At 62.6% G+C, this 22,856-nt stretch carries 20 protein-coding genes; 7 read left to right on the top strand and 13 right to left on the bottom strand.

From position 1 onward, the window contains the following. Positions 1 to 178: 178 nt before the first annotated feature. The 6 genes from J5Y06_RS19000 to J5Y06_RS18975 form a co-directional block, all read right to left on the bottom strand. On the bottom strand, positions 179 to 2,416 hold the full coding sequence (locus J5Y06_RS19000; RefSeq protein WP_209336776.1) for a TRAP transporter permease: 2,238 nt from the start codon (positions 2,414 to 2,416) through the stop codon (positions 179 to 181). Beyond that, positions 2,413 to 2,898 carry a DUF1850 domain-containing protein gene (locus J5Y06_RS18995; protein WP_209336775.1) on the bottom strand — a complete coding sequence of 162 codons (486 nt, stop codon included), beginning with the start codon at positions 2,896 to 2,898 and terminating at the stop codon, positions 2,413 to 2,415. The genes J5Y06_RS19000 and J5Y06_RS18995 overlap by 4 nt, the downstream gene beginning before the upstream one ends. Then, positions 2,895 to 3,875, bottom strand: a complete 981-nt coding sequence (locus J5Y06_RS18990; protein WP_209336774.1) for a TAXI family TRAP transporter solute-binding subunit — start codon at positions 3,873 to 3,875, stop codon at positions 2,895 to 2,897. The genes J5Y06_RS18995 and J5Y06_RS18990 overlap by 4 nt, the downstream gene beginning before the upstream one ends. A gap of 407 nt (positions 3,876 to 4,282) precedes the next feature. Continuing rightward, positions 4,283 to 5,386 carry an osmoprotectant NAGGN system M42 family peptidase gene (locus tag J5Y06_RS18985; RefSeq protein WP_209336773.1) on the bottom strand — a complete coding sequence of 368 codons (1,104 nt, stop codon included), beginning with the start codon at positions 5,384 to 5,386 and terminating at the stop codon, positions 4,283 to 4,285. Next, positions 5,383 to 7,182, bottom strand: a complete 1,800-nt coding sequence (ngg, locus tag J5Y06_RS18980; protein WP_209336772.1) for an N-acetylglutaminylglutamine synthetase — start codon at positions 7,180 to 7,182, stop codon at positions 5,383 to 5,385. The genes J5Y06_RS18985 and ngg overlap by 4 nt, the downstream gene beginning before the upstream one ends. Before the next feature lie 13 nt (positions 7,183 to 7,195). Then, positions 7,196 to 8,974, bottom strand: a complete 1,779-nt coding sequence (locus J5Y06_RS18975; RefSeq protein ID WP_209336771.1) for an N-acetylglutaminylglutamine amidotransferase — start codon at positions 8,972 to 8,974, stop codon at positions 7,196 to 7,198. Positions 8,975 to 9,054: 80 nt separating this feature from the next. Between J5Y06_RS18975 and J5Y06_RS18970 the strand changes: the two genes are divergently transcribed. After that, entirely contained in the window at positions 9,055 to 9,525 is a 471-nt protein-coding gene (locus J5Y06_RS18970) for a MarR family winged helix-turn-helix transcriptional regulator (RefSeq protein WP_245248109.1), read from the top strand. An 11-nt stretch (positions 9,526 to 9,536) separates the two neighbouring features. Here J5Y06_RS18970 and J5Y06_RS18965 read toward each other — a convergent pair whose 3' ends face one another. After that, complete coding sequence (locus tag J5Y06_RS18965) at positions 9,537 to 11,204, bottom strand: N,N-dimethylformamidase beta subunit family domain-containing protein (protein WP_209336770.1); 1,668 nt, start codon at positions 11,202 to 11,204, stop codon at positions 9,537 to 9,539. A 247-nt stretch (positions 11,205 to 11,451) separates the two neighbouring features. Here J5Y06_RS18965 and J5Y06_RS18960 point away from each other — a divergent pair, with 247 nt between their 5' ends. From J5Y06_RS18960 to J5Y06_RS18945, 4 genes are read left to right on the top strand one after another with little or no spacing between them, the layout of a single operon-like run. Continuing rightward, entirely contained in the window at positions 11,452 to 12,549 is a 1,098-nt protein-coding gene (locus J5Y06_RS18960; RefSeq protein WP_209336769.1) for an ABC transporter ATP-binding protein, read from the top strand. After that, positions 12,546 to 13,415, top strand: a complete 870-nt coding sequence (locus J5Y06_RS18955) for an ABC transporter permease (protein WP_209336768.1) — start codon at positions 12,546 to 12,548, stop codon at positions 13,413 to 13,415. The genes J5Y06_RS18960 and J5Y06_RS18955 overlap by 4 nt, the downstream gene beginning before the upstream one ends. Continuing rightward, the gene (locus tag J5Y06_RS18950; protein WP_209336767.1) at positions 13,412 to 14,212 is read left to right on the top strand and encodes an ABC transporter permease; all 801 of its coding nucleotides are present in this window, start codon (positions 13,412 to 13,414) and stop codon (positions 14,210 to 14,212) included. The genes J5Y06_RS18955 and J5Y06_RS18950 overlap by 4 nt, the downstream gene beginning before the upstream one ends. A 38-nt stretch (positions 14,213 to 14,250) precedes the next feature. Continuing rightward, positions 14,251 to 15,300, top strand: coding sequence for an extracellular solute-binding protein (locus J5Y06_RS18945; protein WP_209336766.1), 1,050 nt, complete (start codon positions 14,251 to 14,253; stop codon positions 15,298 to 15,300). A 56-nt stretch (positions 15,301 to 15,356) separates the two neighbouring features. Here J5Y06_RS18945 and J5Y06_RS18940 read toward each other — a convergent pair whose 3' ends face one another. Both J5Y06_RS18940 and J5Y06_RS18935 read right to left on the bottom strand, forming a co-directional pair. Then, positions 15,357 to 16,160 carry a shikimate dehydrogenase family protein gene (locus J5Y06_RS18940; protein ID WP_209336765.1) on the bottom strand — a complete coding sequence of 268 codons (804 nt, stop codon included), beginning with the start codon at positions 16,158 to 16,160 and terminating at the stop codon, positions 15,357 to 15,359. Between the two features lie 3 nt (positions 16,161 to 16,163). Further along, positions 16,164 to 16,811 carry a class II aldolase/adducin family protein gene (locus tag J5Y06_RS18935; RefSeq protein WP_209336764.1) on the bottom strand — a complete coding sequence of 216 codons (648 nt, stop codon included), beginning with the start codon at positions 16,809 to 16,811 and terminating at the stop codon, positions 16,164 to 16,166. A gap of 133 nt (positions 16,812 to 16,944) precedes the next feature. Between J5Y06_RS18935 and J5Y06_RS18930 the strand changes: the two genes are divergently transcribed. Together J5Y06_RS18930 and J5Y06_RS18925 are read left to right on the top strand one after the other, a co-directional pair. Next, complete coding sequence (locus tag J5Y06_RS18930; protein ID WP_209336763.1) at positions 16,945 to 18,207, top strand: four-carbon acid sugar kinase family protein; 1,263 nt, start codon at positions 16,945 to 16,947, stop codon at positions 18,205 to 18,207. Between the two features lie 19 nt (positions 18,208 to 18,226). Further along, positions 18,227 to 18,952, top strand: a complete 726-nt coding sequence (locus J5Y06_RS18925) for a TetR/AcrR family transcriptional regulator (protein WP_209336762.1) — start codon at positions 18,227 to 18,229, stop codon at positions 18,950 to 18,952. Positions 18,953 to 18,972: 20 nt separating this feature from the next. On the opposite strand, the gene J5Y06_RS18920 is transcribed toward J5Y06_RS18925, so the two are convergent. Genes J5Y06_RS18920 through J5Y06_RS18905 form a run of 4 tightly spaced genes read right to left on the bottom strand, consistent with a single transcriptional unit; the run spans position 18,973 to position 22,838 of the window. Then, positions 18,973 to 19,974, bottom strand: a complete 1,002-nt coding sequence (locus J5Y06_RS18920) for an ABC transporter ATP-binding protein (RefSeq protein ID WP_245248108.1) — start codon at positions 19,972 to 19,974, stop codon at positions 18,973 to 18,975. Then, a complete protein-coding gene (locus J5Y06_RS18915; protein ID WP_209336760.1) occupies positions 19,967 to 20,968 on the bottom strand; it encodes an ABC transporter ATP-binding protein in 1,002 nt (333 codons plus the stop codon). The genes J5Y06_RS18920 and J5Y06_RS18915 overlap by 8 nt, the downstream gene beginning before the upstream one ends. Beyond that, a complete protein-coding gene (locus tag J5Y06_RS18910) occupies positions 20,965 to 21,813 on the bottom strand; it encodes an ABC transporter permease (protein ID WP_209336759.1) in 849 nt (282 codons plus the stop codon). The genes J5Y06_RS18915 and J5Y06_RS18910 overlap by 4 nt, the downstream gene beginning before the upstream one ends. Further along, entirely contained in the window at positions 21,810 to 22,838 is a 1,029-nt protein-coding gene (locus J5Y06_RS18905; protein ID WP_209336758.1) for an ABC transporter permease, read from the bottom strand. The genes J5Y06_RS18910 and J5Y06_RS18905 overlap by 4 nt, the downstream gene beginning before the upstream one ends. Positions 22,839 to 22,856: the final 18 nt, after the last annotated feature.

Below are 22,856 nucleotides of genomic sequence, written 5' to 3'. Positions count from 1 at the left end.
GCCCTTTTCTCCACTTATCCGGCGATGACCCCCCTGGAGCATGGGTCAGAAGACAAGGCAGCCAGCAGGCAAACAGGTTTGCGAGGCGGAACGAGAGGCAAGCAGCGCCTGTCGACGGCTTCAAGCACTTACAACCCGGCGCTCCACCATCAGGTGAAGTCGCCAAGCTGGCCGATCTTCAACCTTCCGGACGTGAGACGGCCAGCGGCAAGGCCGCTGCCTCTGCTTTCTTCCGCAACAGAACGAACGCCACAGTCACCACCCCAGCTGCAATCGCAACCCAGCTCGTGGAAATCAGAAGCAGGCCGGCAATTGTCAGTGCGATCTTTTCCCACCAGACCAGCGGCCGGCGGAACCAGCCGATATAGGCGGCGGACAGGGCAAGAATACCCAGGCACCCCGATAGAATCGCCACGATGAACTCGGACAAGGAGAAGTTCACGAAAAGAAGGCTCGGCGCGTAGATGAACATGAACGGCACCAGCGCCTTGCCCATGGACAAGCGGAAGGCCGTCATGCCCGTGCTCATCGGATCCGACCGTGCCAGTCCCGCGGCGGCATAGGCGGCCAGGGCAACAGGCGGCGTGACATCCGCCAGAACGCCGAAATAGAACACGAAGAAATGCGTGGCGATCAGCGGGATGTCGAACTCGAGCAGGGCCGGAGCCGCAATTGACGCCAGGATGATGTAGGTCGGCGTCGTGGGAATGCCCGCGCCCATCAGAATGCAGGCAATCGCGATAAACACCAGCGCGCAGAACAGCGCGACCCCCTGCTCCGACAAGAGCCCGGTGAAGTCGAGGCTGGAAATCACCCCTGCCGTATCATGCGCCAGTTCTACCACTGCAGCCGAGAACTTGAAGCCGAGGCCGGTCAGCGTGGTCATGCCCAGAAGGAAGCCGACGCAAGCACAGGCCGCACCAATGGCCAGTGCAAACTTCGCACCGTCCTCGAAACCTTGGACGAGCCGCGGCGGCGTCAAAACGGTGGACGTGTCCATGCTGGTGTTGCCGAACGCTCGCATGATCAGCGGCACATAGGAAAAGACGATGGTCAGGATGATGCCCCAAAACGCCGCCAGGAAGGGCGTGTATTGCATCAAGAGAAGCGCCACCATGACGCCGAGCGGAATGAACAGGTGCCAGGAACGGGCAAGCACGGCGCGAAACTGCGGGATGCGGTCGCTCGGCATCCCTTCGAGGCCAAGGCGCTTGGCTTCAAGATGCACCATCAGGAGGATCGCGAGATAATGGAAGGCGGCCGGAACGATGGCGATCAGGATGATCTCGTTGTAGGGCACGCCAAGCATTTCCGTCATCACGAAGGCTGACGCTCCCATCACCGGCGGCGTGACCTGCCCTCCACATGAGGAGGAGGCTTCCACCGCGCCGGCGAAACGGCTGGAAAAGCCGCTTTTCTTCATCAAGGGGATGGTAAACGCGCCAGTGGTCACCGTGTTGGCGATCGGCGAACCGGAGATCATGCCGAAGAAGCCGGACGACACGACCGACACCTTGGCGGAGCCGCCGGAGGCGCGCCCGGCAACAATGGTGGCCAGGTCGATGAAGAGCTGCCCGAGGCCGCTCATCTGCGCGAGGATGCCGAACAAGACGAAGTGGAACACGTAGGTCGCGACCACGCCGACGGCGACGCCGTAGATGCCTTCGGTTCCAACATAAAGATGGTTGATGATGCGGGTGATGCTGTAGCCGCGGTGCGCGAGGATGCCCGGCAGGTAGGGTCCGAGCAGCGCATAGATCAGGCAGGCCGCGCCAATGTAGGCGAGCGTCGAGCCCATAGTCCGGCGCGTGGCTTCCATGGTCATGATCACGGCGATCAGGCCCATCATGTAAACCTGCGGCGAAGGGCTCCCGACATTGATGATGAAGACATCTTCAAAGAAGAACACCAGGTAGGCTGAAAATCCCGCCCCCAGCGCGGCAAAGATCCAGTCGCGAAGGGCTACCCTGCCCGGCTCGGCGCCCGGGCGGTTCACCGGCAGCGTCAACAGCACGAGAACTACCATAGCTGCCACGAACGCGGTCTTGGTGCCCGACGCCGGTAGCGAAAGCGCCAGTTGGTAAAGAAGGTAAAGGTAGAAGCCGGCGAACAGCAGCGAGTCGACCCAAAGCCGACGGGTCGGTTGCGCGCGCTTGCGCGGAAACACCAGGAAGATCAACCCGATCACAAAGGCGAGGTGGATGGTGCGATGGCTGACTTCGTTGAAGAGGCCGTAGCCTGCCGTATAAACGTGGAAGATCGAAAGGATCACGGAAGCGACGGTGACCAGAAGCGCGGTGGCGCCGGCTAGCCTGCGGAAATTGGATTCGGAGTCGTATTCCCGAACGAGGGCTTCCAGTTCATCCGCGGTCAATTCGCGATCTTCGGGCGCGGCAGGCGTTCGGTCGGCAATCACGGGTTGGTCTCCGCAGAACAGGGGGCGAGGATCAGCGCAGGGGCGCCAAGCTTCTCAAGAGGAAGAGTGATGTCGGGCGTGTGCAGTGTGTTGCGGTAGGCGGGCTGCACGCGCAAGTGGATCGGGCCCAACACACGATGCATTTCCACCACGAAGTGATCGCCTTCGCGGCGCCAGCCAGTCACGCCGACATCATCGGGAAACGAAGGAAGTCCGGCGCCATGCGCCTGGAACACTTCCGCGGTCTGGATGATCTCGTTGCCGTGGATCCGGTAAATGTCGGTCACGGGCGTTTGGGAAACGGAATGGATAAAGGACAAGGAGAACCCACCGTCGGGTCCGGTGGCCACGCGGACGACCTCGCCCTGCTCACGCGAAGGCGTCAAGCAAAGCAGTGCCGCCGCATGCGCCGGAAAGGGAAGAAGAGGGCCGGCACTTGCCGCCAGCCCCAAGGCAGCCAGAAGGCTGCCGCGCCATCTCACTTCGAAATGCCTTTTTCGTCGTAGTACTTCTGGGCGCCGGGATGGACCGGGACGGACACGCTTTCCAGAGCCTTGTCAGCCGAGATCTGCTTGCCCATCGGATGCACCTGGCCAAGCGTTTCCGTGTTCTCGTAGAGCGCCTTGGTCACGGCATAGATGATCTCGTCCGGCACTTCGGCGTGTGTCGCCCAGATGGCGCGAACCGCCAGCGTTTCGACATCCTGGTCGACGCCTTCATAGCTGCCGGCCGGGATCACAGCGTTGGCGTAGTAGGGCTGTGCTTCCTGAAGCTTGGCGATGCTGGGACCAGACAGCGGCACGACGCGGATGGCATGGCCGTTGGCGAGGTCGGTCACGGAGGAGGTCGGCAGGCCGGCCGTGATCAGCGACGCATGCAGGTTGCCGTCCTTGATCTTTTCCACCGACTGGGCGAACGACGAATAGTCTTCCGTCACGTCTTCGCGCTTCATGCCGTGAGCGGCAAGAAGGTCGCCGAGCAGCTGCCACTGGCCCGAGCCCGGCGAACCGGAAGAGATCGACTTGCCCTTGAGGTCTTCGAACTTCTCGATGCCGCTGTCGGCGCGAACCACGAGCTGCACAGTTTCTGGATAAAGCGCACCGATGGCGCGGATGTTTTCGACCTTGCCGTCCGAAAACTGGTTGATGCCCTTGTAGGCAGCGTCGAGGATGTCCGCGGCGATAAAGGCGGACTCGATTTCCGAGCGGCCGAGCAGCTGCGCGTTTGCCACCGATGCGTTGCCCGTTTCAGCCGTTGCCGAAAGCTTGGTGTCCGGCAATTCCGCCGTATTGGAGATCAGCTGGGCCAGCATGCCGCCGAGCGGATAATAGGTGCCGCCCGTGCCGCCGGTCGCGATGCCGAAAAAGGCGCGCGACTGAGCAAAGGAATAGCCGCCGGACGCAGCAATCAAAGCAGCGGAAGAGGCAGCAGCCAGGAATGAGCGACGAGTGATCAACATAGGCAAACTCCATTATGCGGTGATAACATCAGAAGATGTCATGCCCTCCTGCGGGCGCATGGGCTCGCTGTCAACCCGACTCCGCTTGGCAGAAGGCGGCTAAGAACATTCTTCCTTTCCAAGCCAGTGCGTGTCGCCCTGCTGGCGCCTTTGCTCTGTGGTCGCCTTTCGTGTGTTGGCCGCGCTGGACTCCACAGGCATCGTGCCGGCGGCGGTGGCGTTCGCTGCGTCGAAGCATCGCGCTGGGCTTTGCTGGTCGGCATCGTCGCGGAGGGCATGAAGGCGCCGCCTCGTCGCCAAAGGCCGCGACGCTGCGGTCCTGATCGTCCCCGAACCTTGTTTATCGGGCTCTTTATTCTGCTTGGCATCTTCCACCTGGACCACGCCTGACTGGCGCAGCATCAAGTTCACTGCTGCGGGAAGGAGCGGAGATCCGAAAACTCTTCCACGTCGCGCGCAATCTGGATCGGACTGGCGACATAGTTCAGCAAGAGCTCGCCAACCGAGGTCAGCGCATCGAGATGGATGCGCTCGTAGCCATGCGAAGCATCTACGCCGAAGGTCACCAGCGCCGTGCGGATGTCGTGCCCCGCTTCCAGCGCGGACGCCGAGTCGGACCGGTAATAGCGAAACACGTCCCGCTGGTGATCGATGCCATTCGCCTGGCACAGCTCGATCAACTGGCGCGTCAGATGGTAGTCGAACGGGCCAGACTGGTCTGCCATGCAGATCGTCACTCCGGTTTCGGCGGAGTTCTGCAGCGGTGCCGTCGTGCCGTTGTCCACGGCAACAAGCGACGCCACATCCGGCATGATCACGGAAGACGCGCCGACGCCGACTTCCTCAGCGATGGTGAACAGCCAGTGGATGTCCACAGGGGCGACCATGCCTGCGCGCTCAAACGCTTCGATCGTGGCAAGGATGATTGCCACGCCGGCTTTGTCGTCGAGATGGCGCGAGTTGATGAAGCCGGTTTTGCTGAAATCCGGCTGCGGGTCGACGGCAACAATGTCGCCAACTGCAACGCCCAGCGCTTCGGTCTCCTCTTTGCTCGAAGTCGCTGCGTCGATGCGCAATTCCACGAAGTCCCAGCCGGTTGGCTGCTTGTCCACTTCGTCGTTGAAGGTGTGGCCCGACGCCTTGAGCGGCAGGATCGTCCCCCGCAGCATCGTTTCGTAGCCATAGATCGTCACGCGCGCGCCTTCGGCGAAGCGCGCTGACCAATGCCCGATTGGAACCAGCGCAAGCCGTCCATTAGGCCGGATCGCCTTCACCTGCGCGCCAAGCGTGTCGACATGGGCAACGATCGCGCGGGCGCCCTGCCGTTTTCCGCCCTGGCTGATGGCGCGGATCGCCCCGCGCCGCGTGAGCTCGGGCGTCAGCCCAAGTCGCTCCAGCTCGCGGCTGACATAGCGTACGGCCTTGTCGGTGTAGCCCATTGGACTGTCGATGGCTAAAAGCGCCTTCAACTGTGCCACGAGGTAATCGGGATTGATCCTTGGCTGTTTCAAGCTGTTTCGGTCCTGGCAACAGTCTTGGGGAACTGCCGCGCCCTTGATTGCGGGAACAAAAGATCCACGAAGCGCTCGGCCGTTGGCTGCGGCTCGTGGTTGGCAAGTCCCGGACGTTCGTTGGCTTCGATGAAAACGTAATCCGGCTCAGACGGAGATTTCACCATGAAGTCGATGCCCGTCACGGGAATATTGATGGCGCGCGATGCGCGGCAGGCGGCTTCCACAAGCTGTGGGTGAACGCTGTCCGTCACGTCATGGATCGATCCGCCCGTGTGCAGGTTGGCGGTCTTGCGAACAAGCACCTCCTGGCCAGCAGCAGGCACGGTTTCGAGGTCCATGCCGGCTGCGGCAAGGCAGCGGCGCGTTTCATCATCGATCGGGATCCTGCTTTCGCCGCCCGTGGCAGCGGCGCGACGGCCCGATTGCTGCTCGATCAGAGCTTGCAGGGTCTTTTGACCGTCCCCGATCACGCTAGGCGGTCGACGGATCGCGGCCGCAACAACATGGTGGTCGATCACGAGCAGCCGCAAATCCTGCCCTTCGAAACAGTCTTCCACGAGAACGCGCTCGCTGATCTCCCGCGCTTCCGCCACTGCGCGCTGCACATCGTCCATCGTGCGCAAGCCAACGGACACGCCCCGCCCCTGTTCGCCGCGGGCTGGTTTAACCACAACGGATCCCTGCGTTTGGAGGAATCGCGCCACGGCCTCCTCATCGTCGGCAAGGATCTGCTCCGGCACCTTGAGACCGGCCGCAGAAATGATCCGCCGCGTCACGGCCTTGTCGTCGCAGATTGAAACTGCAACGCCGGAGGTCAGCTCCGACAGGCTTTCGCGGCAATGAATGGTGCGGCCACCATAGGACAACCGGAAAAACCCGGCAGCTGCGTCGGTGATTTCCGCGCGCACGCCGCGCCGCCGCGCTTCGTCCACGATGATGCGGGCATAGGGGTTGAGCGCGTCGTACTCGGCTAACGGCGCGGCAAACAGCTTCTCGTTGATCGGGTTCTTGCGCTTCACGGCGAAAGCATGGATGCGGCGGAAGCCGAGCTTCTCGTAAAGCCCTATCGCGCCGCTGTTGTCATGCAGCACCGAAAGGTCGAGATGCGCCGCACCGCGCGCCTGCATGTGTTCAGCCAAACGGCGAACAAGCATTTCGCCGATGCCCGGATGGCGCGAATGCGTGTCCACCGCCAAACACCACAGCGAGGAACCCTGCTCGGGATCTCCGAACAGCTTTCCATGATCCACGCCGGTCACCGTGCCGATGATGTCGCCAGTGCCTTCTTCCTCCGCAACGAGGTAGGTGAGCGAACGGCTGTCGCGATTGGCCCAGAAGAAGTCGGGCGACACCGGCACCATGCCGCGGGACGCATAGATGGCGTTCACCGCCTTTGCATCCGCTTCCGAGCTGAGGCGGCGAACAAAGAAGCCGTTCGGCCGGCGGCGCCCGACGCGATAGGTCGGAAGGTCGAGGCGATAGGTGTGGGAGGGATCCAGAAAGGTTTCCTGCGGCGCCAGCGTCAACAACACATGCGGGTCGCGAACATAAAAGGCGATGTCGCGCTGCCCAGGCTGTTCCTGCCGCAGCGCATCAACGATTTCCTCGTTGGACCCAAAGGTCTGCGCGAAGATCAGGCGCCCCCAGCCGCAATCCAGCACCACCGAGCCGCGCGACGGCTGCCCCTGCTCCGGATAGCCCTCCGGCATGGGGTTCATGGAATAACCGCGCAGCCGTTTCAGCCGATGGTCGAGCGCCCGTTCGCTGCGCCCGGCGCTGCTCCTCTTGGCCATCGCTCAAGCCTCCTCAACCGATGGCATGGGTTTGGAGCCACATCTCAAGCAGCCCCACCTGCCAAAGCTCCGAACCCTGCAGCGGCGTGATATGTTCGGTTGGTCGCGCAAAAAGGTCGTCCAGGTATTCCTGCCGGAACAGGCCGCGCTGGCGCGCGGCATCCGAGGTCAGGGCGTTTCGCACCATGTCGAGATAAGCGCCGTCGACATATTTCAGCTGCGGAACGGGGAAATAGCCCTTCTTGCGGTCGATCACCTCGTGCGGCACGATCTGCCGCGCCGCCGCCTTGAGAACGCCCTTGCCGTCGTCCTTGAGCTTTTCCTCAGGCGGAATGCGGGCCGCGAGTTCCACCAGCTCGTGGTCGAGGAATGGCACGCGCGCTTCCAGTCCCCAGGCCATGGTCATGTTGTCGACCCGCTTCACGGGGTCATCCACCAGCATGACGTTGGTGTCGAGCCGAAGCGCGCGGTCCACGGGCGTTTCTGCCCCGCCGCGGGTGAGTTCCGCTTCCACCAGCGCTCGGCTGTGGTCTTCACCGTTGATCCAGTCCGCACCCAGCTGCCGCTTCAGGACTTCATGGGAGCGGTCGAAAAACACCGAAGCATAGTCGCCGACGACGTCGGTTGACCGGGCAAGCGGGGGATACCAGTGATAGCCGCCGAACACTTCGTCCGCGCCTTGGCCCGACTGCACCACCTTGATGTGCTTGGACACCTCCTGCGACAGAAGGTAGAAGCCGACATTGTCGTAGGACACCATCGGTTCGGACATGGCGGCAAAGGTGCCGGGCAGCGCGTCCATCAGACGGTCCGACTGAACAAAGATCTTGTGGTGGTCCGTGCCGAACTCGCGCGCGATCAGGTCGGAATAAACGAACTCGTCGCCCTTCTCGCCATTGGCTTCCTCGAAGCCGACGGAAAAGCTCATCAGCCCGGTTTGGCCGGCCTCGGCCAGAAGCGCGACGATCATGCTGGAATCGACGCCGCCGGACAGCAGGACACCCACTGGCACGTCGGCCACCATGCGCCGCTTCACGGCGAGCCGCAGCGCTTGGAGGACACGGTCCCGCCATTCCTCGCTCGACACCCCGCGATCGGCAGGATCGCGCTGGTACGGTGGATCCCAGTAGCGGCGATCCACGGTTTCACCGTCCGGATGGATCACCCGCAGCGTGGCCGGCGGCAGCTTGCGTACGCCATTCAGGATCGTGCGCGGCGGCGGCACCACCGCGTGGAACGTCATGTAGTGGTGCAGGGCCACGCGATCGATGCTGGTGTCGACCCCGCCGGCTTTCACAAGGGCCGGCAGCGAGGAAGCAAAGCGAAGCGTCTTGCCGTTCTCCGCCAGGTAAAGTGGCTTGATGCCGAAGCGGTCCCGCGCCATGGCGATGCGGCCGCTGTCACGTTCCTGGATCACAAAGGCGAACATGCCGTGGAATCGCTCCACACAGCGCTCGCCCCAGCAGTGCCAGGCCTTGAGGATCACCTCCGTGTCGCCGTGGGAAAAAAACGTGTAGCCCTTCCCTTCCAACTCCGAGCGAAGCTCTTCGTAATTGTAGATGCAACCGTTGAAGGCGATGGTCAGTCCGAGCTGCGGATCCACCATCGGCTGCTGCGCTTTTTCCGAAAGGTCGATGATGCGCAGGCGCTGGTGTCCGAAACCGGCATTGCCATGGACAACCACGCCGGAACCGTCTGGCCCACGCGGAGCCAGCGTTTCCATCATCTTCGAAATGGCTGCAACGGACGGAGCGCCGCTGTCGAATCGTATCTCACCACATATGCCGCACATGGGCGGTTCAATTCCTTGCTGTCGGTTGCTGAAAGTCGGTGAGTGACTACATAGTAAGACATCAAATGATTTGAACCCTGATGGATACAGAAATTTTCTCTTTACCCGCCGAAGCGGGTATGTCGCCCGCTGAAACCCGGAACCTGCTGAAGTCGATCCGCCGCATCGCGCGCGCCAGCGACCTGCAGTCGCGCGCATTGGCGCGCACGAACGGGCTCACGGGTCCGCAGCTTGTGATCTTGATGGCGGTGGCGGAGCTGGGCGAGGTCACAACCAAGTCGCTGGCGGACCATGCGGATCTAAGCTCCGCAACGGTGGTGACCGTCCTCGACAATCTGGAACAGCGCGCCATCGTCGAGCGCTATCGATCCGGCGCCGACCGCCGCATCGTGTACACGAAGCTCACCGCCAAAGGGCAGCAGATGATGTCGAGCGCGCCGCATGTCTTCGGCAACGATTTCGCGCGCCGCTTTTCCGAGCTGCCGGCATCCGAACGCCAGGCGCTGGTTTCAAGCATTGCCGTGTTGGCAGATCTTCTCAGCGCTCGCTGAGCGCCCATTGGTCAACGCGGGGCAGAAAAGCGGTCAAGCGCGTTGCGGGTGATCTGCTCCGTGAAGGGATCGCTGCGCGTCAGGCCCATTATCCATTCGCAGGAGCCGGCAGTGAGCACTTCGCCACGCCCCCGCTTCATGCCCACCACCATGCCCGAGCCATATTGGAACTTGCGCCGCGCGGTCGGGAAATCATCCGCGGCCAGTTCGGCAAGGCCGTTGAGGTCGCTGTCGCGCACGTAATAGCGCACGCCCTCGCCCTCGTGCTCGTATTCGAACAGCACGGCGGGGCTCATCGCCAGGATGTCGATGTCGGCAGGAACGCCCGGTGCTTCGACCGGGTAAGGCAGCCCCTGCCGGAAGGTGTAGTCGAGGCCATCGACCTCATATCCGAAGATGCCGGCTTCCGCACCGAAGATGTCGGCGTAGCGCAGATCCGTACCCTTGAAGGCCCAATGTTCGGGCCGGTACACGGTGAAGCCGCGAGAGCCGCGCGGCGCAAACCCGCCCCAGCTCGCATACATCCCATGGCATCCGTTCACACCGACGGTGGAAGCGCCCGGCCAGTTGACGCCGCCGCTTTCCCAGGATGCCGTCAGAAGGTGCTTGCGCTCCGGATCATCGCGCACGGGGTCCATTGTGGGCGCCTTGAACTTCCAGCAGTGCTGCTCGCTGCCGTTGTCTTCCAGCCGGATCTGCCAAAGGAAGTTGCCGCCGAAGCGCGAAAAGCCCCCGCCCCGCTCAACAAACCCTTCCACCGTTTTGCGCATGTCGTAGGACCAGTATTCGTCATGCCCGACAGTTACGAGGCAGCTGTAATCATCGAGAATTTCGGGGCGATAATGCAGGTCCGTTTGCGTGATGATGTCGAAGTCGTAGCCTTCCCGTTCGGCCCAAACCGCAAAATGACGGTCGAACTGCGCCCAGCCGGCCGCCGCGTAGTATTGCCCCCAGCCGCCGGAATAGCCCCACTCCTTGGACGGAAAGCGGGGCGCGTCGTTCATGTCGGGTAGCGGTGCCGTCATGATGCGCGCCGCGCCCTTCGGCAGCCAAAGCATGCCGCGCGTCCACGGACGCTTGAGGCTCAGGATGGGCGAACCCTCGTTCTTGTTAGGACCCCAGGTGCCGAAATAATGGTTGGCACCGCCCCAATCGTTGTAGGCCGTCCAGGTGCCGGTAGCGAGCATGAACAGGATGCGGCCGCGGTGTGTTTCTGCGGTCGGGCGCACAACAACGAAGTGATGCTGCACGAAACGCTCGCCATTGGCGCGCTGGCAGGTGGACACAACGCGATAAAAGCCGGAGCGCAAGGTCGGCGGGATCTCCCAACGATGCAGGACGGGCCAGTCGCATCCGTCTGAATACGCCGTTTCGGATGTCTTGGTGAAGCTGCCCGGCAGATCGAAGCTTTCATGCACCATCTCGGGTTTGGACCCGTCGCGGTAGATCTGGATCGACCATGTATCAGCCGTTGTGGAACCCCGGAATTCCACCGTCTCGCCGGGATCAAAGGACATCCGGTCGGTGTAAACAAACACCTCCGCCAGTTCGCGATCTTCCCGAGGAAACTGGAACCGGTAGTCCGACAGAAAATGCTCGTCGGCATAACCCTTGCGCACTGTGCGGGGCAGGATAGCGTGTGGACCGACTTCCGGGAACTTGAATGGGTCGTTGGCCATGGTCGCTGACAGCTCCGCTTTTCGCCATAAAAGGATCCCGCGACACTGCACGTGTCAAGAGCAACCGCAGAGTTAGTGATAGGAACTTCGGGATTCTTCGGGACGAGGTGCGGGCGAAACACCTGTTCTGGGGAGACGTTGTGCAGCCTCTCACAGGCAGTAATCAAAATCCTTGAGGTTAAGGATATATCGTGTAGCGTGAACTCTGCTCATCCTTTTCGCTTGAACTGAAGACATGGAGCCAAACATGCCTCAAGCCGCCAGCCCACACAGCAAGGGTGCTCTGATCGAGATCCGGGGGCTGGGAAAGCGGTTTGGCAGCGTTGTGGCGGTGGATGATGTGTCGCTCACCATCGACGCCGGCGAGTTTGTTGCCCTGCTGGGACCGAGTGGCTCGGGGAAATCAACGGTTCTGATGAGCGTGGCAGGCTTCGAGCGGCCCACCGCAGGTCAGATCCTGATCGACGGCGTGGACTGCACTGGCTTGCCGCCCAACAAGCGCAACATCGGCATGGTGTTTCAGCATTACACGCTGTTTCCGCATCTAAGCGTCGGCGACAATGTCGCCTTTCCCCTGAAGATGCGAGGGATCGGCAAGGCTGAACGCAGGCGCCAGGCCGAGCAGGCTTTGGAGGTGGTACGCCTTTCCGGCTACGCGGAACGCATGCCGAAACAGCTGTCGGGCGGCCAGCAGCAGCGCGTCGCGCTGGCCAGGGCGATCGTCTACAACCCGCGCGTTCTCCTCATGGACGAACCCTTGTCCGCGCTCGACAAGAACCTGCGCGAAGAAATGCAGATCGAGATCAAGCGGCTGCATGCCGAACTCGGCTTCACCGTCGTGTTTGTGACGCATGATCAGGGCGAAGCGCTGACGATGGCCGATCGCATCGCCATCCTGAAGGCCGGCCGCTTGCAGCAGGTTTCGCCCGCCCGCTCGCTTTACGAGCGCCCGTCGAACCTGTTCGCCGCCGGCTTCATTGGCGAGATGAACATCCTGCCGGTGACATGGGACGGCGAGAAGGCCACCTTCTCCAACAACCAGGACATTCGCCTGCCAGCCGAAGCCCTGATCGAGCCGATCCGCCCGGGTGCTGCCGTTCTGGCCGTGCGTCCGGAACGCCTTTCCGTGGCCGCTCCAGGCGAAGCGGGCACCTGGAAAGCCACTGTGCGCGATGTTGTTTACGCAGGCGCTGGCAGCCTGCTGATCACGCATCTGGATGACGGCAGCGAAGTGCGGCTGCGAATGCCAAGCGCCGGCCAAGCGAACGTGCGCTCGGGCGACACAATTGGCATACGGATGCCTCCCGAAGCAGTCCTGCTTTATCCATCCGGAGATGCCGCATGAAGGGGCCGGGCTTCTTCGAAGCGGATGGGCGCCAGATGTCCAAGGGCGCCATTCTGCTGCTGATGGGACCCTTTTTCCTGCTGGTGTTCGTGGCCTTTCTTTATCCGCTCGGCAACCTGCTTTCCATTTCCGTCCTCGAGCCGACGCCGACACTGGCAAACTACGAGCGCGTTTTCGACAATCCGATCTACGCCACCGTCCTCCTGCGCACGTTCCGGATTGCTTTGCTGGTCAGCATCTTGTCGCTCGTGTTGTCGCTGCCGGTTGCCGTGCTGATGGCAAACTCCCGCGGCCCGAAAGCCGTCCTGATCACCGCCTGCATCCTTTTGCCGTTCTGGTCGTCGGTGCTGGTGAGAACGGCGGCTTGGGCCATCCTTCTTCAGCGCAACGGCATGGTGAACGGCTTCCTGCAGGCAATCGGCCTCACCTCGGAGCCCCTGCGCCTTCTTTACACGCAAGGAGCCGTCGTGGTCGCCATGACCCACGTGCTGATGCCCTTCATGGTGCTGCCGATCTATGGCGCATTGCGCAACATCCCGCCGGCCTACAATCGCGCCGCCGCCATCTGCGGAGCCGGTCCGCTGCGCACCTTCTGGGAAGTGACCCTGCCTCTTGCCATGCCGGGCATCATCGGCGGCTTCATTCTCGTGTTCCTGACCGCCCTCGGCTATTTCATCACGCCGTCGCTCCTGGGGTCACCCCAGGAAATGATGATCGCCACGCTGATCTCCCAGCAGATGCGCGAAAACCTTGATTGGCCATTCGCGGCAGCCTTGGTGGGTGTTCTCACGCTGATCGTGACGGTGATCACGCTAATCTTCAGCAAGGTCTTCCAGTTCGATCGCATGATGGGAGGACGCGCATGAACCCGCGCTCCCTTCTCCTGCATGCCTACGTCTACGCCGTCTTGGTTTTCATTCTGCTGCCGATCCTCGTGATCCTGCCGATGGCGTTCAGCGAAACCACCTACCTCACCTTCCCCCCGCAGGGGCTGACGCTAAGCTGGTTTGGCGATTTCTTCACCGACTCGCGCTGGATGGCCTCGACCTGGTTCAGCGTGAAAATCGCGGTGCTGACGGCGATCACCACCGCCGTGGTCGGAACCATGGCCACCTACGCGCTCGTGCGAGGCGCAAATGCCATGGGCACGCTGTTCCAGGCTTTTCTGATCGGGCCCATCGTCGTGCCGCATATCGCGCTCGCGGTGGCCTTGTACCTGTTCTTCCAGAACGCAGGCCTGTCCGGCACCACGCTCGGCTATGTTCTGGCGCACTCGGTGATTGCCATGCCATTTACCGTGTTCACGGTGGCAGCCGCGTTGACCAGCGTCGACCCGGCCTTGGAAGATGCCGCCATGAGCTGCGGCGCCAGCCGCTTCAACGCGTTCCGGCTCGTGACCCTGCCGATCATCCTGCCGAACGTGATTTCCGGCGCTTTGTTTGCCTTTATCATCTCGTTCGACGAGCCGGTGATCGCCTTTTTCCTTGCCGGCATTCGCGACAAGACGCTGCCGCGCATGATGTTTGACGATATCGAGCAGAACCTCACGCCCATCATCCCGGCCATTGCGGTTCTGCTGACGCTCTTGTCCATTCTCGTTCTTCTGGCGGCGGCCGTGCTCAAGCACATGGCCGACCGCAACAAGGGCGCGGAAGGGCAATGATCCTGAACCATAAGGGAACTCAGCAAAGGAGGCTGAACATGAAAAACAGGAAGCACTTCGGAAGCTTGCTCGCAGCGGCGTTGCTTGCCACCACCGCCTCGCAGGCCGTGGCCGACGAGATCGTCATTGCCACAACCGGTGGCCTCATGCGCAACACGCTTGAGGAACACATGTACAAGCCTTTCCAGGAGGCGACCGGAACGGAAGTCATTCCCTTTGACATCGAAGTCCCCGATCAATGGGCACGCGCGGAAGGCATGGTGCGCAGCGGCAATGTCGAGTTCGACATCGTGACGGCAACCGGCCCCGACCTCATCGAAAAGGCTGATATCCTTCTCACCATCCCCTGCGCAGAGCTGGAAAACGTCCAGAAGTTCGCCTTGGAAGGTGCCTGCACGGACAAGGGCGTGGCGCGGACCACCGGCGGCATGGTTCTGACCTACAACAAGGAAGCCTTTGGCGGGAAAGAGCCGAAGAACTGGGCCGATTTCTGGAACGTGCAAGAGTTCCCCGGACCGCGTGGCCTGCCGGATACGGGTGACCGCGACTGGTGGGTGCCGGCCGTGGCGCTTCTCGCCGATGGCGTCGCCCGCGAAGACCTGTTCCCGATGGATCTCGACCGCGCTTACAAGAAGCTCGACGAGATCCGGCCGCATGTCGCCGTCTGGTGGAAAACGGGCAACCAGGTGCAGCAGATCATGCGCGACAAGGAAGTCGTGATGGCGATGTCCTATTCCGGCCGTTCACTGGCAACCATCAAGGATGGCGCGCCGCTTGGGATGGCCTGGGAGGGCGCCATTCGCGATACCGGCTACATGTCCATCCTGAAGGATGCGCCGAACTCGGAAGGGGCGCTGAAATACATCGACTTCTTTTATGGCAACTCAGAAGGGCACCCGCCCTTCATCCAGACGGTCGGCTACGCGACGTCCTCTTCGGCGGGCCTCCAGAAGCTGCCTGAAGAAGAACAGAAGCTGTATGCCACCTACCCCGCGAACTACGAGGTCCTGGTGGACCCGGACTTCGAGTGGATTGGCGCCAACCGTGCGGCCCTGCGCGAGCGCTGGACTGCCTGGCTCGCCCAGTAATCCCCGGCTTTCCGCTCGTAAAAAGGCCGGCTCAGCCGGCCTTTTTAGTTGCTGTTTCAGGTCAGGCCGAGGAAGCGCGCGACAAGGCGCGGCTGCGGTTGCATCATGGCCAACCCGGGCACGACCCTCGCGCCACGCCGCTCCGCCTCGTGGAGGAGCGATGTGATTGCCGGCTTCATGATGACCTCGGCCACCACCGAGCCAGAGCCGATCCAAGTCGGCGGAAGCGGCAACGGATCGTCGGCATGCATGCCCACGGAAGTCGCGTTGATGATGAGATCGAAGCGCGTGTTCTGCAGCGCATCGCGATCCGCGACGGCGGCGATCTCGATCTGCGGCGCCTGGCGAGCGACGGCCTCCACCAGATCTCGAGCCTTCGTCTCGTCGCGGTTGAGAAGATGGATCGACGCCACGCCGGCGTCGGCCAACGCAAAGGCGATGGCCCGCCCGACCCCGCCTGCCCCAGCTTGCAGCACCCGCGCACCCACGGGTGTGACGCCATGAACTGCGAGACCAGCCAGAAATCCCTCACCATCGATGTTATGCCCGGTCAAACTCCCATCCGCCTCGCGGCGCACGAAGTTCACGGCCCCAATCGCGCGGGCTGCGTCCGTCAGGTGATTGACCAGGGGAACAACTGACATCTTATGCGGGATGGTGACACCGAAGCCTGCGACGTTGCGCAGGCTGCGGATCATCTCGAGGCTGCGCGGCAGATCCTCCGGCGCAACCGACAAAGGCGAAACCGCCACGTCGAGCTCCATGGCCGCGAACGCCTCGTTCAGCACATGCGAGCCGACAATATGATCAACCGCATCCGCCAGGATGAACATGATACGGGTTTTGCCGGTGATCCGCATCGATCACTCCGGCATGGCGGCGGTGCCGTAGTTGCCATAGCGGCGGTGCACTTCAACCATGTCTTCGTCGCTCAGCATCACCGGGTCACCCGCCTGGCAGGCCAGGATGTATTGCCGCGCGAGGGTCTCCAGCTTCACCGTCAGATCAAGCGCATGCTGCAGGCTGCGACCCGTGACGATCATGCCGTGATTGGCGAGCAGACACGCATAGTGTCCTTCGATCGCTTCCACAGCTGCCTCCGCGAGGGCCTTGGACCCGAACGGCTCATAGCGCGAAACAGGGATGGCGTTGCCGCCGAAACTCGCCACCATGTAATGAAAGGCCGGGATCGGCTTGCGCAAACAGCTGAGCGCCACGCAGCAGTCCGCATGAGTGTGCACCACCGCTTGTGCTTCGGGGCGACGACCGAGGATCCCGGTATGGAACCGCCATTCGCTTGACGGGATGCCATCGCCCTGCACGGTTCCGTCCAGCGATAAACGGACGATATCCTTTGGCTTCAGCCAGCTGCCGCGGCCGCCTGTGGGCGTGATCAGCAGATGGTCACCGAGGCGGAGACTGACATTGCCGGCGCTGCCGTGGTTGAGCCCCTTTTCTTCAAGGAAAAGGACGGCCTCCACGATCCGCTCCCGCGCCTGCTGCTCATCCATGGTCCACCCCCCTCTATTTCTCCAAAGCTAGTCGAAACTTCGAGAAACCTCAACGGATCGGTGGGATATCTCTGTAAAACTTCCCGTGCTTATGTCAGGAAGGTCGAAAAGATTGTCATCTTTGGGTGGGCATATGCTCGGGATCATTGCGGATGATTTCACAGGCGGGCTGATGATTGCCGGCTACATCGAAGGGGCCGGCATTCGGTGCCCTGTGTTGTTTGACAGCGCGGAAGTGGCGTCGCTCGAACCCTGCGAAGTCTTCGTGGTGGGGACGCGCACGCGGTTGGCCCCGGCGACGGAAGCGGTTGCCGACGTGGAAGCGATCGCGGAGCGGTTCGATGCTGCCGGCTGCACCCGGATCGCCTATAAGGTCTGCGCCAGCTTCGATTCCACCGATGATGGCAATATCGGCCCTGTTGCTGATCTTCTGGCCCGCCGCTATCGCCAAAGGCCGCTTCTGTTGAGCGCCGGTTTCCCGCGTTTCGGAACCACCGTGCACCAGGGCTATCTGTTTTACAGAGCAAGGCTGGTGTCGGAATCGATCAAGCGGTTCGATCCGCTTACCCCCATGAGTGATCCTGATCTCGTGCGGACTCTGTCGCGCCAAACGCGAGCACGCGTCGGGTTGTTGCCGCACAGCGCCTTGCATGCCGGCCAGGGTCCCGCTGACGCACACCTGGCAGAACTGGCTGCCGAAGGCTTCGACTACATCATGATGGATTGTTCCGACGACACGGATGCCGCGGTTGGGGCGCAGATCGCCAGCCGCGACCGCACCACAATCGGCAGCGACGCGCACATCATCGCTTTGGCCAAGGCTTGCGCAAAAGGGGCTGATGGCGCTGGGATCTCCGCTCCTGTTGAGGCCACCGGACCGGCAGCCGTACTGGTGGGAAGCGTCGGGCCGGTTGCCCTGGCGCAACTAGCCGCTTTCCACCAGCATCATCCGGTTCTTACCATCGACATCCTCGATGAACGCCCAGAAGACGCATTGGTCTCAAACGCGCTGCGGTGGGCCGACCTCCATATCGGGGCCCAGCCTCTGGCGATCACCACGGCCACAGAACAGGTCCGCGTCGACGAGGCGCAGCTTGCCTTGGGCTCCGTGGCGGCCGCGAAAAAGGCGGAAAGGCTGCTTGCCAGGATCGCCAAGGGCCTCGTGGAGCGTGGCGTCCGCCGCTTGGCTGTTGCGGGCGGCGAAACCTCCGGTGCCGTGGTGGAAGCCCTTGGCATCAGCCGCGTCCGTGCCTTGCCGGAGTCCGCCCTGGGCACTGGCTTCTGTATTGCCGAAACGCCGCTGCCCCTATCGCTCTACCTCAAACCCGGTAAACTCGGCTCGGACGACATCCTGCTGCGCGCTGTTGAGGCAATGGCCGGCGGATCTAACGCTTAGAAAAGGAACCCTGCGCGTTTTGACGGAAGCAACGGCGCCCCGAACAGATCTTCTTCCTTCGCGCCAGATGCGGCGGCGGGGCCTCGAGCGGTACAACACCCTGCTAGATGCCACGGAACAGCTTCTGGCGGAAAACAGCGACGAGGACATCAGCCTCGCCCAGATCGCCGAAGCAGCCGGCATTCCGCTCGCGTCGGTTTATCACTTCTTTCCCAACCGTAACGCCGCCTTCGTCGCCCTTGCCTTGCGCTTCAACGAAGAGATCTACCGGCTTTCCATCGAGCCGCTGGCGGATCCGGAACCGCAAAGCTGGCAGGACATGCTGCATATGAAGCACGCGCGCGCCGCGGCCTTCCAGAACAGCCGTCCCGCAGCACTGCGCCTTTTTCTTGGAGCCGGCGTGAGCGTCGCCGTGCGCAATGCGGATCTTTCCGGCAATGCACGGATCGCGCGCAGCCGAGAGCGCCTGTTCGAGGCCTATTTCTACATGCCGCACATCCCCGACTTCGTGGATCGGCTGGAAATCGCCGGCGCCAGCATGGACGGGATCTGGGCGCTGTCATATGGCCGCCACGGCTTCATAACGGAAGATTTCCGCAAGGAAGCGACAGCCGGCGCGATCGATTACCTGCGCCGCTTCCTGCCTGAGTTCCTGCCGCGCAAGCCGCTCACGCAAAAGGCGATCGATCGGCTCTACATTCCGTTGGAACAGATGGCGAGCAACCCGTTTGCGCGCGAAACATGAGGCTCAGGTAACGGTCGCCACTAGCCGGTCAGCGGGAAGTGGCAAGCCGCCCTTGTGCCGCCTGCCTTGCCCTCGAGCGGCGGCTCTTTTTCCGCGCAAAGCGGCTGCGCCCGTGGGCAGCGGGTACGAAAACGGCAGCCCGAAGGCGGATTGCTGGGGCTCGGCGCGTCGCCTTGCAACACGACGCGCTGGCGCGCGCGCTCCTTTTGGGGATCAGCCAGAGGAACGGCTGACAGCAGCGCGTTCGTGTAGGGGTGGCTCGGCGCCGCATACAAGCGGTCGCGTTCGCCGATCTCCACGATCTTGCCGAGATACATCACCGCGATGCGATCGCAGAGGTGATGCACAACCGAAAGGTCGTGCGCGATAAAGAGATACGACAAGCGAAACTGGTCCTGAAGGTCCTTCAGGAGATTGAGCACGCCGGCTTGGATGGAAACGTCCAGGGCAGACACAGGCTCATCAAGGATGATCAGCTCCGGTTGCAGCGCCAACGCCCGTGCGATGCCGATGCGTTGTCTTTGACCGCCGGAAAACTCATGCGGATAGCGATTGGCATGACCCGGGTCGAGCTTCACCAGGTCGAGGAGCTCTGCCACGCGCTGGCGCTTGCTCTCCTTGGAGCCGCCTTCCATGCGCAACGGTTCGGCGATGATGTCGCCGGTTTTCATGCGCGGATGAAGCGAGGCGTGCGGGTCCTGGAACACGAACTGGATCCGCTTGCGCAGCGCACGCATGTCCTTGTGCCCAAGCGGAGCAAGGTCGATCCCGTCGAAAACGATCTCACCGGAGGTCGGTTGCAGCAAGCGGGCGATGCAGCGCGCGAGGGTGGATTTTCCACAGCCGGACTCGCCTACAAGGCCGAGGGTTTCACCATGCCCGATGTCGAAGCTGACCTCTGACAAGGCGCGCACGGCGCCGGACGACGCGTGGAACCATCCTCCGGATATCGGAAACTCCTTCACAAGCTTCCGGACGGATAGGAGCGGACGGGGCTGCGGCTCCACGGTGGCGTCAGGCATCCTGCCTCGCACGGCTTTCGGCGGCAACATGCTCCGCCCGATGGCAGGCAGCCTCCACCGGCCCCACAGGGCGTAGGGGTGGTCGTTCCACAAGACACCGCTCGATCGCATAGGAACAGCGGGGATGAAAGGCGCAGCCGGATGGCCGTGCGCTGATCGGCGGCGGCGCGCCGGCAATTGCGCGCAGGCGCTCGACCCGTTGATCCATCTGCGGCAGGCTGTCGAGAAGACCTCGTGTGTAGGGGTGATGGGGGGCGGCGAACACGTCGTCCACCAGCCCTCGCTCCACGATCCGGCCGGCATACATGATGGACAGGCTCTTCGCGACACCGGCGACCACGCCGAGATCATGGGTGACAAGGACGATGCCCACTCCCTTTTCCCGCCGAAGGCGGTCGAGCAGTTCCATGATCTGCGCCTGAATGGTGACGTCCAGGGCGGTTGTCGGCTCGTCTGCGATCAGGAGGTCGGGCTCGTTCGCCATCGCCATGGCGATCACCGCGCGCTGTCGCATGCCGCCCGAAAACTCATGCGGATATTGCTCGGCGCGCTTTTCGGGCATCGGGATCGCCACTAGGCGCAAAAGCTCCACGGCGCGCTGTTTCGCCTCGCTTCGGCTAGCCTCCGGCTTGTGGATGCGCACCGCTTCCGAGATCTGCTGCCCTACCGTCAGGAGCGGGTTCAGCGCAGTCATGGGGTCCTGAAAGATGTAGCCGATGCGCGCGCCGCGGATCTTTCGCATCTGCCGATCGGACAGCCCGGTGAGTTCCTGGCCGTCGAGCTTGATGGATCCGGCAATGGCCGCGCTTGGCGAAAGGAGTTGCATCACGGCCAGCATGGTGACGCTTTTGCCGGAACCGGACTCGCCCACGATGCCCTGAACTTCGCCCGCCCGCACGGTGAGGTCGACGCCACTCACCGCTTGGAACGCGGCACCGGAGCGGTTTCCGAAGGAGACGGTCAGGTCTTCGATCTGGAGCAGCGGTGCTGTCATTTCGCTCTCGGATCCAGGAAGTCGCGCAGCCCGTCGCCAAGAAAGTTCGACGCGAGCACAACCGTCAGGATCGCAAGGCCGGGTCCGAGTGCGATCCACCAGCGGTAGAATTGAAGGGCACCATCGGAAATCATCTGGCCCCATTCCGGCGTTGGCGGCACGGCGCCGAGACCGATAAACGAAAGGCTCGCAGCCAAAAGCACGACCTGCCCAAAATCCATGGTGGCGTTGACGATGATGGGGCTCCAGCACAGGGGCAGGATGTGCTTTATCAGAACGCGGGGACGGGTGGCACCGGATGCAACTGCGGCTTCCACGTGCTCGCGGTTTCGCACGGAAAGCACCTGCGCGCGCATCAGGCGGGCATAGATCGGCCACCACACGATCACCATTGCGATGGCGGCGTTGCCAAGCCCCGGCCCCAGCGATGCCGTCACCGCCATGGCAAGCAGGATGGCCGGAAACGACAAGGTGACATCCACGAGGCGCATCAGCACGCTGTCGAGGAGACCGCCGACATAGCCCGCGATGGCCCCCACCGTGCAGCCGATCACAAGCGCGCAGCCGATCACGACAACGGCGATCGGAAACGAATGGCGCACGCCGTAAAGCGTGCGCGTGAACACATCGCGGCCGAGCGCATCGGTGCCGAGCCAATGTTCCGCGCTTGGCGGCTGGAACCGCATGCCGGCGAGGCTCACCGGGTCATAGGGCGCCCACAAGGGGATCGTGAAACCGATGATCACCCACAACAGGATGATCACGCCGCCGCCGACAAGCGGCAGCGTGGCCCAGGCCGGAACCACGGACCGCCATCGCCTTTGCGTGGGCACGACAACGCTCATGCGCCCGCTCGCCCGCCGAGCTTCACGCGGGGATCCACGAACGCATAGGCAAGATCGGTCAAAAGGTTGGAAATCAGAAACGCCGCTCCGCCGACGATGGTCACGCCGATGATCGCGGGGTGATCGAGGCCGCGCGCAGCCGCCACGGCATAGGACCCGATGCCGGGCCAGGCAAAGATGGCCTCCGTCAACACCGCGCCGGTGATCAGGTAGGCAAAGGAAAAGCCGATGATGGTGAGGGTTGGCAGCATGGCGTTGCGCAGCGCATGGTGTAGCAGCACGCGGACCGGGCTCGCGCCTTTTGCCCGTGCTGCAAGGATGTATTCCTGGCTGAGAACATCGAGCATGGAAGCCCGCACCATGCGGGAAACGATGCCTGTCACCGTCCACCCGAGAACAGAAGCGGGCAGGATCAGATGCAGCAGCACGCTGCGAAAGCCCGCCCAATCTCCTGCAAGCAGCGTATCGACCGTGAAGAAGCCGGTGACAAAGGGCGGAGCCACAGCACGACTGTCGATGCGCCCGGGTCCGGGCAGCCAGCCGAGCTGCACCGAAAACACAAACAGAACCACCAGTCCCGACCAGAACACCGGCGCCGATGCGCCGACAAGCGCGAACAGGCGGGCCAGGTTGTCGATCATGCCATCGCGGAAGCGGGCCGCCAGAACCCCGAGTGTCACCCCGAAAAACGTGCCGAGCAGCATCGCGGAGATCACCAGTTCCAGCGTCGCCGGCAGGCGCAGGAGAAGGTCGTGCGCGACGGGCTGGCGCGTCCGAAACGAGGTTCCGAAATCGCCGGTGACGAGATTGCCAAGATAGATGGCGTATTGTTCGGGGAGAGACTGGTCGAGCCCCCAGCGTTCACGCGCAGCCTGAACCACCTGCGGGTTGTTCATTTGCCGCTCCCCGATGATCGAGGTGAGCGGATCGGCAGCCGTGAAGTGGGTCAGAAGAAAGGCGACCGTGATCACGCCCAGAAGCAGGAAGGGCATCGCGATGAGCCGTTTTGCGACATAGGCAAACATCGTGACGCCCTGCTTCTG

This window comes from Tianweitania sediminis, from assembly GCF_017813335.1.
GTDB lineage: Bacteria > Pseudomonadota > Alphaproteobacteria > Rhizobiales > Rhizobiaceae > Tianweitania > Tianweitania sediminis.
The sequence above is the reverse complement of the archived record's forward strand: the minus strand, read 5'-3'. Positions and strand labels throughout refer to the sequence as shown.